The sequence below is a fragment of the Pseudanabaena biceps PCC 7429 genome, assembly GCF_000332215.1.
GTDB classification, from domain to species: domain Bacteria; phylum Cyanobacteriota; class Cyanobacteriia; order Pseudanabaenales; family Pseudanabaenaceae; genus Pseudanabaena; species Pseudanabaena biceps.
Genome location: NZ_ALWB01000195.1, coordinates 1 through 11,578, shown reverse-complemented (window position 1 = coordinate 11,578; position 11,578 = coordinate 1). Strand labels below are relative to the sequence as shown.

Sequence of the window (11,578 nt, the reverse complement as noted above, 5' to 3'; positions counted from 1 at the left end):
CGCAACTCTCTATTGGGTTTGGTTTTGAATTCCTAAAAGATGAGTGGCGGTGCGAAGCACCGCCACTCATCTTTTGGGTTTTAGCTATTTAAGCTTTTCTTTAGCCTTTTGCCAGAACTGCTCGAGTTCCTCAGTCGTAAAACTTTCGATGGGGCGATCGCTTAACTGTTCGATTGTTTCTAGCCGCTGAATAAATTTACGGTTAGTAGATTGTAAAGCAGCGGCAGGATCGAGGTCGTACCAACGGGCGACATTGATCAGGGTAAATAATAAATCTCCCAGTTCTGCCTGTTGGTTTTCCTTAGATTCATGGGCGATCGCTTGATGCAATTCCCCTAACTCTTCGTGAAACTTTGCCCATACCCCCTCCACATTGTCCCATTCAAACCCATTCGCTGCGGCTTTCTGAGAGATTTTCATGCCTGCGGTTAAAGGGGGCAGCGATCGCGCATAGCGTTTGAGTTTGTAGATGAGTTTCTGAGTATCCGCTAGATTTTCACCCTTCTCCTCCGCCTTGATTCTTTCCCAATTTTGATGGATTTCGTCCATATTTTCCGTTCTTACATCACCAAAGACATGGGGATGGCGACGAATTAATTTTTGGGCAATGCCTTCGGTAACTTCCGCAAGCGTAAAAGTATGAGTTTCACTGGCAATCTGAGATTGCAAAACTACCTGCATTAATAGATCACCCAACTCTTCCGCGATCGCTTGACTATCTCCGCCTTGAATAGCATCTACCACCTCATAGGCTTCTTCGATCACATAGGGGATCAGACTTTCAGGTGTTTGCGCCAAATCCCAAGGACATCCACCATCGGGCGATCGCAGTTTCGCCACAACATCGATCAAATGTTGCAAGGCTATCAAGTTTGCCGAATTATCGCAACTCATAATATTTGTTTAATGTTAAGAAAAGTAACAAAATGCTATAATAACTTCAATAAAAATATTGCTTTTAACAAACTATACATAGCGTCAATCTTGTCGCCAGAGATCTGCCCAATGAGTAATACCGCTAGCCCCGATCCTGAGATGCTGAGAAAACTTCTAGAGCCTTTACTAGAAGATTTTACCTATTGGTTCGACCGTTCTCAGAAATTACTATCCAACGAACGCATAGATTTTTTGTCGGAAAAGGATCAAAAAAGTTTGCTAGAACGGGTTGAAAATGCTCTCAAAGAGGTTGCAGTGTCAGTCTCACTATTTCGGGCTACAGGGCATCAAGTGGGTGTAGACATGACAACTATGAAACCTTGGCATCAACTGTTAATGGAGTGCCAAGCCGTAGGGATGCGCTACTATCGTAATCAAGTAATTTAAAATTTTAATTTCGATCTCTACCTGCACCGATTAGCCCTCTATCAGTATCTATCTAAATCTGGTGTCTTCTTATTTTTCCATCAGGGCTTCCTTATTTCACTTAAATTTATATATTTTTTCAGGAAAGTAGACATGGTACAAATTATTTACATACTCGCTTTTACTGTGCTCTCTATTTTTGCCATTAGCAATCTTATTCGTAGCATGATTGCACTTTCTCAAAATGAATCGCGCAGCTATCAAGATAATCGCAACCGCCGCGTTTCGCCTCAGTACGCACACCCTGAGTTATGGGATAAGGATGGCAAATATATTGACGAACCACTAATGGTTATTAAGTCCATTAATGTCGATGATGCTCGCTCAAGACTTGATGCTCTCTACAATTCGTCACCTAGTGGCGAAAAATAAGCAGTTAAAAAAGCAAAGCGTAAACGATACTTAACCCAAAAAGCTATAACGCACTTGCAACGTGCGCTATAGCTTTTGATGCTGGGTTTTAATTATACCCAGCCACTTAGTAAGGGTTTTCAAGTTAAGAAATGGCGTAGCCATTTCTTAACTTGGTATAGGATAGATCAGGTCGGTTTTCGTAGGTAGCAGCTACGAGACGTAAGGGGGAAAGTACGGTGCAAACCCGTCACTGTCCCGCAACTGTGAATATTTTAGAGAATATTTTGAGAATATTTTGAGAATATTTTAGATATTTTGGAGCTTGAGGTTAGCTGATGGCATTGTCATTAAGTTTCTCTAATTTGCCTCTAATTTGTCTCTAATTTATAAGTCAGGATGCCCGCCGACTGTTTGCTGTAAATTTTCATAATCCCCATATCATCTGCGAGGTACGGATGAATCATAGTCTATTAGTTTGTACTACCTGTGCCAGCACTTGGCAAAACGGCAAAAAGGTAGGAATTAGTGGTGGTGAAACCCTACTAAAAGAGCTTTCTCAATTGCATCAAGAGCGGGCGAGCGATAAATTGCGATCGCAGTTTGAGATCCGTGCCGTGTCATGTATGAGCGCTTGTAGCCATGCTTGTGTCGTTACTTTTGTCTCCGAGGGTAAATATTCCTATCTATTTGGGGATTTGCCCATTGATACGGAAAATATGCCCACAACAATATCGGCGATTCTATCCTGTGCAGAAATATATTGCGATCGCGCCGATGGCAGTCTCGCATGGAAAGAGCGTCCTGAGCCCTTAAAAAGTGGTGTGATTGCCCGCATCCCACCTGTTTGAGCGCAAAGCGCTGTTGACTGAGCAAAGTCTAAGCCCTATTTTTCTCATATAGTTGCCGTCAGATTTATCAGGACATAAACCCCAAGAGAGGGTTGCCGCGCGGAGCGCGGCAACCCTCTCTTGGGGTTTGATTTTGTCCTAACAAGATTGGTGGCTACATATTTTGCTTTGGGAATATATAGCTGTCGCTGTATGAGGACATAAAAACCAAGAATTGATTGGCGGCGCTCCGCGCCGCCAATCAATTCTTGGTTTTTGATTTGTCCTAAGTCAAGTGACTGTAGTTATACATTCATAGAACAAATTTGGTTTGCTTAACTTGTAATTTTGTTAAAAAATTTGAAATAAAACAGTAAAAGCCTCGCTAAGCGAGGCTTTTACTGTTTTATTTCAGCGTAAACTGTTCTAAAAAGATTTAAAATCAAGGGGCGATTGTAATTCCGATAATGTCGATAGATTTTTTGTATAGAGCTAAAATTCAAAAACTAAAATTTAAAAACCGAAATTTAAAAACCGAAATTTAAAAACCGAAATTCAAAAACCGAAATTCAAAAAACAAATTTGTAACACCTCATGCAAGGCACGCTCCGAGAAATTGACATCCATACTATTATCCACCTGATCGAGTGTGGGCAACGAACTGGTGAGTTGTTAATTGAATCCAGCACTGGAAAATTCTGGTTTTTATTTTTTGATAATGGTGAATTGATCTATGCTACCGACACAGATAGCAATTTGACGCGACTCCAAGATTATTTGCATGGTTTAGGCTTAGACCATGCGCTTGATCGGTTGTCTAGCTCGAAACTGGGGATTAATGTTTTAGAATATGGACAAATTTGGGCACTTCTAGAAGCTAATATCTTAAGCCCTGACCAAACTAAGTCAATTCTCGAAGGAACCATCCGCGAAGTCCTTTTTGATATTATCGGACTCTACCAAGGTACTTTTGTTTTTGAAATTAGTACGGCTCTTACGCCAAGGCTAACCAGATTTAAATTTTCGCAAATTAGTTCGCAATATTCGCAACAGCTTCAGACATGGAAGAAGTTTTATCCAGTATTGCAGTCTCTCGATCAATGCCCCATACTGCTCGATCGCGAAGCTTTGCCCCATCTAAGTGCTTGGATCGATGGCAAAACGACGCTCCGACAACTGACCAGATATACGGGGCAAGATATTAGCCAAATCGGACAGCAGATCTATGATGCGATCGCCTTGGGACAAGTGACGATTAACCCCTTAGCTCTAAGTGCGCCCCAACAGGTTAAAGTTCAGTCTCCACGTATTTTATGTATTGATGATAGTGTGACCATCTGCCGAGCGGTGGAGTATATTCTGCACAATCATGGCTTTCAAGTGATGGCGGTTTCCAGTCCTACGAAAGCTTTGAGTTTAATTTTTCAGCACAAGCCCGATCTGATTTTGTGCGATATCACTATGCCAGAAATCGATGGTTATGAGCTATGTGGAATGCTCCGCAAGTCCAGTGCCTTTGCTAAAGTGCCGATTATTATGCTGACAGGAAAAGATGGATTTATTGATCGCGTTAAAGCGCGGATGGTTGGAGCTACGGAATATCTAACTAAACCATTTGGGGAAAAAGAGTTACTGACCACTGTCGAAAAATATTGCAAGCGCTAGTTTGGCAATTTCGTGAATTGGGATAAAACCGCAAAGATGGGTGGCGGCGCTTTGCGCCGCCACCCATCTTTGCGGTTTTATGTCCTAAGCAAACCTTTCGGGTTTTGCTAGCCATAACTTATACCAATTCCAAAAATGGCGTTGCCATTTTTGGAATCTCAAAATCTTACTGGGTTTGGTGTTTAATTCACAAAAGTGTTGTCACACTTTCGTGAATTGGTATTAATTGCCGTTGCCGATCAAGATGAATGCTGACCAAAAATAAGGATGCTGTAATTCATTATCCTTGGTTTGTAATAAGCCGAGTTGAGCTTGGCGTAAAGAATTGATGATGTTGTTACCCTGTTGTAACTGGCTATAAAAATTTCCCATTAGTACCTGTGTTCCCCGATCGCTCACAGTCCAGAGCGAAGCGATCGCTGCTCGCGCTCCAGTTCGTTGAATCTGATAGCCAAATCCGAGAATTTCTTCGCCACTCCCAACTAATCCACCAATGGCAGTTTGGCAAGCACTTAAAACGATCAATTGGGTATGGGGTAGTTTCCATTCCCGTAATTCCCGTAAATTTAGGCGATCGCCATTGCCCATTAATACAAAGGAATCCTCAGGTGATCCACTGACAAAGGCTGCATGGGTCGCTAAATGGATCAGATCGTATTCTCCAAACTGAGCCACGGTATTATTGCGACTAAAGGAAGCATCAACTAATTTAGTTGTGTTGGGAAAGGTATCGGCAATTTTATCAATTTCTTTGGCGGCGAAAGGTAGCCCCGTAAAAGCAAACTTCTCATTACCCACTTCAAATTTGATGGAGCCTTGGGTAAAGGCGGCGGCGATCGCTTTGAGGGGGGCTTTGCTAATGGGCTGTACGTTCATGAAACCAGAGGCGGTGAGGTAGTTAAAGCTAAAGCGCTCGATCAGCCATTGCTTACCGTCATAGAGAGCAGCAAGGGGGATATACCGCATCTGTCCATCGGGGGCATAAAGGAGTAGTTCGACTTTAGCGGACTTTAGATCGGCTTCGATCGGTTTAATGAGATATTGATAAAGGCGTGAAGAGGAATCCTTCACATCGTTAGAGCTAGGGTCTTGCAAATCAGCGCGAAAATCTTGGAGTATTTTGGTAAAGTCTTGAGGGGCGATCGTAGTAGAACGTAAAATCGGTGCTGATTTTGCAGGTAACAGGACTAAATAAAGTCGATCTTCAAAAAGTAATGGATAGAATAAAGCTGCTCGATCGCCAAATTTCTGGACATCGATCAGTAGCGATCGCGATGTGGCAAGATTGTCACTTTGCTGGGCACTGACCTGCTGGATTTGGGCGACTAGTGGAGAACCATCAATGAGCGATTGCAGATCAGTTTTAATTGCCACCTGCTCGGGGGCAAAGAGGGTAATGCCCGCGGCCGTGCGCTCGTTACCCTTAACATCCCTCAGATAATCTTGAAGTTCTTGCACTTTTAGCAGATCGAGAATTTGGATCGCTTCGTAAATACGTCCCTGCTTTAGTAGTAGTTGGGCGAGGTTGCGGTAGGTGTAGGCAACACTTTGTTTGTATGCGGCGCGATCTTCACGGGGCAACATTCTGATCGATTGTCTAATTGCTTCGCGCACATTGACCGATTGCTTGAGAAAAGCGATCGCTAGCTCTATTTGTTTCCGTTGGGTTAGCAAATCCCCAATATTGGCAAGAACGACGGCTTCGGTACTGCGATCGCCAACTTCTCGGGCAATATTTAGAGCCTTTTGATAGGCTGAGAGGGCTTCCGCTTGTTTGTTGAGATTGGCATAGGCTCGTCCGAGATTGCTTGAAGTTACACCAATTCCCGTCCGATCCTTGACCTTCTCATATATGGTCAGAGCTTGTTGGTGAAAGGTAATTGCCTGCTCGACCTGCCCCAACCGTGAATAGGTACTCCCAATATTGTCAAGGGTAATACCTACCCCTAGCTCATTACCGATGTCTTGATAGATGGCTTTAGCTTTTTGGAAAAAAGCGATCGCTTCTTTATATTTGCCACTATTGCTATAAAGCTGGGCGAGATTATTAAAATTATTGGCTTTGCCCGCATTAACGGTGACTTCATTACTCGCCGCATCCCCGACATTGGCGCGTACGGATAAACCTCGACTGGTGAGATTGGGGTTGCTATTCTCCTCACCTAAAACATCGTATAGAAATTCTACTTCCGATTTTTTTAAGCCTGCAAAGTTCTCATTGGATAACTTGAAATAAATTTTGGTGGATTGATCGGCTAATTCTAAAGCGTGTTTATTTTGTCCGAGACTAAAATACAGTGCGCTCATATTATTGAGAATCGCTGATTCGTCCCCCTTATATACAACACAGCAGGGAGAACGCACTAAGTCTAACGCTTGGTTATAGGATTCGAGGGCTTCAGCATATTGGGTCTTATTGGCATAGATCACGCCAATATTATTCAACGTTTGGACGCGTCCATAGTAGTCGGGAATTTCCGCGAGGATTGGCAATAATTGCTGATAACTAGCCAAAGCTAGATCGTATTGCGAAGACCGAAAATAAAGCGAAGCAATACTAGAAAGCGTTAAACTGATACTCGTGCGCAAAGAATCGCGATCGCTGGGTTTCTTTTGGAGGCGATCGCGAAAAATATTTAGAGCCTGTTGATAGGTGGATAAAGCTTGGGGATAGTCTCTCTGCTTGTCATAGGTTTCAGCAATATATTGCAAGGTATAGGCAACATCCGCAGGATCGCTGTCGGGTAGTTTGACTAGCTCTTGAGCAATTTTGAGGGCTTGCTGAAAATAGGACATTGCTTTCTCATATTGCCCTGTTTTTAAATAGACATCTCCAAAGAAATTGAGCGTATCGCGCTCCCCCCAAGGGGATTTCCATTTCCGAAATAGGGCTAGTGCCTTTTGGAGATCAGCAATTGCCCCTTCAGGATCGCCCTTCTCTAAGCGATAGTGCCCCGATTGTTTCAGATTCACCGCCTCGGTAATCTCTTGCACCCGTAAATCTTCATTAGAGCTTTGGGCGATCGCACTAAGTTCTAAAGTTGCTATAGCAATTATTGGTGTACCAATAATTGCTATAGCAACTGTGAAACTAAAAAAATCACTAACTGAACGCATAGCAAATTTCCTCTCATTTATAACTAGACTTGCCTAAAACAAGAAGCACTTCATGCAGTTAGACATGAAGTGCTTCTTGTTGAGAATATATTTAAAAGGCTAACAAATTGATATTCTCCAATAAATCTAGTTTTTAGGATGAATAACTAAAGCTTTGGAAAAATTGGGCGATGTTGTGCAGCGTTTCCTATCACCACCACAGATACCATTGGAATCAGCTATATTATAACGGTTATTTGAGGTCTTAGAATAAAGTACAGCAACATGACCATAAGTAGTATTTATGCTATTACCATAGGTTTTTGGATATATTAATAAACAAGGCTTACTGTCTGAACAACCTGCAGGATTATTGTCAACTCTGTAACCATTCTTTGTTGCACTAGTTACCATAGTTGCCGCACCATAGGTAGGAGCCAAAGTTGGTATGTTACTTTGAGTCGCCCATGAAACCATTGCTCTAGCCCCCGTTACACACTCTTCAGCATTAGCTGCCCCAGCAGTTGCTAGAAATAGAGTAGACAAAGCTACCGCAGACAGACTCATCAAGTTTTTTGGCACTTTTATTGTTCCTTCTTAAACCACTGAAATTTTCTTTGTAATATGAATGATAACAATAAAAAAATAAAATTTTGGTTTGTTACTGTGATATTTCTAACGGCATTTTGTGATTAGTATCACTGACTTTCTCTTTTAGGCTTGAATTTGTCTTGTTGACTACAGCGAAATCTTTGCGCCTCAGAGGTCTTTGCGTGCTTAGTTTTGCGACCGTTTACCCTTTCTCGCCACATCAGAAATGAGGAACGTTTCATTGACTTACGCATAATTTTAATCACTTCAGATTCAGAAATGCCAAATTGGTCGTAAATCGTATCAAAGCTGGTGCGATCTTCCCATGCCATTTCCACAATGCGATCGAGATCGGCGGCAGTTATTGCTTCTTTTGTCCTCTGTGTATCCATAAAGTTATCTAAAATTTTTGTTATAGCTATATTCACTTAAGTGAGGACATCAAACCCAATAAAGAGTTGCGGCGCAAAGCGCCGCAACTCTTTATTGGGTTGGTGTCCTCACTTTTATCCCTGTTTCCAATGGCGTGCTAACTGTTTCGCCTTTAGTCCCGATTCGATTACTTCGAGTAGTCTGGTCATACCCGTTGTATTTACGATTTCATAGGTTTTATTTGCCCGACGACAAGCTTCGATCGCTCGTTCGGTGAGGGAGTGACTGGCATAACCTGTCACGATAATAATTAAATCTCCACCTGCAATTTGGCTTTCACCCTGCGCGGCAAGTTGCAAGCCATCCTGCTCGGTATACCACATTAAATTAATTGCCGAATCGCGTAACCGATTCTTAACGGCTGTTTGTAAGCGATCATGTCCTCCGAAGACTAATACCTTACCAATGAGATCGGTGTACAAAGCAGGACGTTTTTCTGATTTGCGATGTCTGGCATTAGGCTGTACATCAGGGGCGCGATCTACACGGGAGCGATTTTCAAGAGCTTTGTTATAAATAAAGGTCAGGGTTTGTTCGTGACTGCCCCGAAGGCGTGCGACGGGTCCTTCTTCACTGTGGGAATTTATTTGATTGATCAGCGCCTCGACGACTTCTTCGAGACAACCAATCGCTTTTAGGTCATTGGCATATCCTCGAACGGCGATCGAAGCGTCGGTAGCGCTAAAGAAATCGCGTTGTTCTTCGATCATCTCTAATAGATCTGCTTTTAATTCCTGTCGCCATTGAGCCGTTTGTTCAGTTATTCGTTCATCTAGTAGTCTTTCTTCACTGAGGATCAATTGGCGATCGGCGATCTGAGCGGCTAGGATTGGAGCCTCGGCGATTTCCTGTCGGATATCGGCAGCTTTTTTCTCTAGCCTTTGCTTAGTCTCACTGTCTTGGTGACCACCCTCGCGGCAATATTCTTGCAGCATTTGTTCGACCTTTGCCAACAGTGGTTTTAATCTTGCTTCAATTTGGGCTACTGCTTCTTGAATTTGGCGATCGCGCTGTTGCTGTAGGCGATTTTGTTCTAATTCTACTTTTGCCATGGTGAGCAAATCGCTAACCGATGCTTCCAGTTCATCTAATTCGGAAATATGCATATTTACTTATATTTGCCTATATTTGCTTGATTTTAATAAGTCGAGAATTAAGTCGTGAGAAGTGACGTGAATAAGTAATTATAAGAAGTTATCGTCACTAATCTCCAATGTAACCTCTCACTCGCCTAAGTGTGTATTGTTTTATGCTTCAAACTGACATCAATCCTGCCGCCTATATCGATTACGCCCTTCTAGATCCATCCGCTAGTCATGAACAGGTTGATCGCGTATGTGAAGAAGCGGATCGCCTAGGATTTGCTAGCGTATGTGTATATCCCTGTAATGTTAAACGTACGACAGAGCGACTTCTCAAAACTAAGGTGGAAATTTGCACGGTGATTGGTTTTCCTAGCGGTGCGACCACATCAAACGTTAAGCTTTATGAAGCAATGGAAGCGGTAGAAAATGGGGCAACGGAATTAGATGTGGTAATTAACTTTGGATGGCTAAAAACGGGACAGACTAATTTATTGCATCAAGATATTGCGCAAATTTGTGAGGAGACGGGCAAACCCGTCAAAGCAATTTTAGAGTTAAGCTTGTTAACTGATGATGAGCGAGAACTCGCCGCTGAAGTATGCATGGATGCTGGCGTTGCCTTTTTGAAAACTGGCACGGGCTGGGCGGGAGCTGCCACTGTGGAAATGGTGAAATTTCTTAAAGAAATCTCGCGGGATAAAGTTGGTATTAAAGCTTCAGGGGGGATTCGTACTAGAGAGCAGGCGATCGCCCTGATTGATGCAGGCGCAACACGTATCGGTACATCCCATGCCGTGGCGATCGCCCATACAAAAAATTAATTCAAAATTAATTCAAATACTCTCTTCTCATTTAAGAAATAGGGGTGTGGGGCAAAGCCCCACACCCCTATTTCTTGTTTTTATATGTTTATTTCTTTAGTAGGAGGGGAGTAATACCAAAGCTAAAAATGGCGTAGCCATTTTTAGCTTTGGTATTACGTAGTTCGGCATAATTAAAAAACAAAACCAGAGAGCATACCGCCCGCGTAGCGGGCGGTATGCTCTTCTAGGTTTTAAGTTTACTTATGCCTAGCTACTTACTTACCAAATTAATTGAGAAAATTAAGGGGTTTTCAGAAACAATTTCCTTGGTAATGGCATCAAATTGGCTATACGTAGCTAGGCACGATTAAATATAAAACTCTAAAGTCTGTAGAGTAAGCACCTTGCGCGCTACAGGTTTTGACTCTGGCTTTTAATTATGCCCAGCTACTCAGCCATACATTTACTCTGCCCTATTTGTCTGTCAATCCTAAACAATTTGCGTGTAAATTCTTGATTCGTAAATCAAGACACTTAAAATAAAAATATAAACATCAAAATCTAAGCTGTGATACCAACTCTTGATGTCAAATATGCTTACTCGATGGCTCTGGGAATGCTAATCGCCTTGACAGGTGTTTCCCTCTGGCAGCGTTTTAATGTCCCCCCCGCCCGCGATATTCCCGAAAACAATGAAGCGACAAAATTAATTGTTCCTCCCTTACCAGCTACCTTTACTCGTCCTAGTCTCAATGATGGCGAAAATATTGGTAGTCTTCGTGTTGGCAATCGTACGGAGCGATCAGTGCGGATTGTCCTATTCTCGCGAGTTACCTCTCAGAATGTATGGCAAGCAATCGAGCCCCTGAATTGGGACTTTGCACCCAATGAAGGTGGTAAAGAGGGCTTATTGCTATCCTTACCAAATTACAAAATTGCGATCGGTAAAGGTGACGTAATTTTTGCCTTTGCTACGGATGGTTCCCGCACCTATTGGGGACCAAACATAGTCGGTGAAACAGATGCTCCCTTTTGGGACAATCAAAACAAAGAATGGAGTATGGTATTGCAACCTTAAGACAATGTGAATTCAGCAATGTGAATTCAGGATAATTTGAAACGGGCTTTGAGAAAGGGTTTGCTACGCAAACCCTTTCTCAAAGCCCGTTTCAAATTATCCCGAACTGACGTTACTTATACAAAATTAGCGACTGAAATTACCTTTTTGTAACGCCAAGAGCTATAAATGTTCCATGCTAGAGGATAGTTTTTAGCAAATCTATATACAATTCCTTGTCTATCTCTTTCAAAAAGTAAGGCTTGTTTAACGGCATCTTTCTTTCTTGAAATATCTACCGTTGAG

Annotated in this window: 11 protein-coding genes and 1 riboswitch; of the genes, 6 read left to right on the top strand and 5 right to left on the bottom strand. The window is 42.5% G+C overall.

The window, feature by feature from the left end; translation table 11 throughout:
* Positions 1–84: 84 nt before the first annotated feature.
* Positions 85–894 (bottom strand): nucleoside triphosphate pyrophosphohydrolase, encoded by an 810-nt coding sequence (gene mazG / locus PSE7429_RS17865; protein ID WP_009628716.1) that lies wholly within the window; start codon positions 892–894, stop codon positions 85–87.
* Between the two features lie 111 nt (positions 895–1,005).
* Between mazG and PSE7429_RS17860 the strand changes: the two genes are divergently transcribed.
* The 4 genes from PSE7429_RS17860 (at position 1,006) to PSE7429_RS17845 (ending at position 4,208) form a co-directional block, all read left to right on the top strand.
* Positions 1,006–1,323, top strand: a complete 318-nt coding sequence (locus tag PSE7429_RS17860) for a DUF2605 domain-containing protein (protein WP_009628715.1) — start codon at positions 1,006–1,008, stop codon at positions 1,321–1,323.
* Positions 1,324–1,455: 132 nt separating this feature from the next.
* A complete protein-coding gene (locus tag PSE7429_RS17855) occupies positions 1,456–1,734 on the top strand; it encodes a DUF2973 domain-containing protein (RefSeq protein WP_009628714.1) in 279 nt (92 codons plus the stop codon).
* A gap of 156 nt (positions 1,735–1,890) precedes the next feature.
* Positions 1,891–2,138: riboswitch (cobalamin riboswitch) on the top strand.
* Positions 2,139–2,171: 33 nt separating this feature from the next.
* Positions 2,172–2,564, top strand: a complete 393-nt coding sequence (locus PSE7429_RS17850) for a DUF1636 domain-containing protein (RefSeq protein ID WP_009628713.1) — start codon at positions 2,172–2,174, stop codon at positions 2,562–2,564.
* A gap of 573 nt (positions 2,565–3,137) precedes the next feature.
* Complete coding sequence (locus PSE7429_RS17845) at positions 3,138–4,208, top strand: response regulator (protein ID WP_009628712.1); 1,071 nt, start codon at positions 3,138–3,140, stop codon at positions 4,206–4,208.
* Positions 4,209–4,430: 222 nt separating this feature from the next.
* Here PSE7429_RS17845 and PSE7429_RS23835 read toward each other — a convergent pair whose 3' ends face one another.
* The 4 genes from PSE7429_RS23835 to PSE7429_RS17825 form a co-directional block, all read right to left on the bottom strand.
* Complete coding sequence (locus tag PSE7429_RS23835; protein WP_009628711.1) at positions 4,431–7,325, bottom strand: CHAT domain-containing protein; 2,895 nt, start codon at positions 7,323–7,325, stop codon at positions 4,431–4,433.
* Positions 7,326–7,451: 126 nt separating this feature from the next.
* Positions 7,452–7,871: a hypothetical protein gene (locus PSE7429_RS17835; RefSeq protein WP_009628710.1), complete on the bottom strand. Its 420-nt coding sequence runs from the start codon at positions 7,869–7,871 to the stop codon at positions 7,452–7,454.
* 131 nt (positions 7,872–8,002) lie between these two features.
* On the bottom strand, positions 8,003–8,287 hold the full coding sequence (locus PSE7429_RS17830) for a TIGR03643 family protein (RefSeq protein WP_009628709.1): 285 nt from the start codon (positions 8,285–8,287) through the stop codon (positions 8,003–8,005).
* A 114-nt stretch (positions 8,288–8,401) separates the two neighbouring features.
* Positions 8,402–9,433: a DUF2325 domain-containing protein gene (locus tag PSE7429_RS17825; protein WP_009628708.1), complete on the bottom strand. Its 1,032-nt coding sequence runs from the start codon at positions 9,431–9,433 to the stop codon at positions 8,402–8,404.
* Positions 9,434–9,576: 143 nt separating this feature from the next.
* On the opposite strand from PSE7429_RS17825, the gene deoC reads away from it, so the two are divergent.
* Positions 9,577–10,233, top strand: coding sequence for a deoxyribose-phosphate aldolase (deoC, locus tag PSE7429_RS17820; RefSeq protein WP_009628707.1), 657 nt, complete (start codon positions 9,577–9,579; stop codon positions 10,231–10,233).
* 550 nt (positions 10,234–10,783) lie between these two features.
* The gene (locus tag PSE7429_RS17815; RefSeq protein ID WP_009628706.1) at positions 10,784–11,293 is read left to right on the top strand and encodes a hypothetical protein; all 510 of its coding nucleotides are present in this window, start codon (positions 10,784–10,786) and stop codon (positions 11,291–11,293) included.
* The last annotated feature ends 285 nt before the right edge of the window (positions 11,294–11,578 follow it).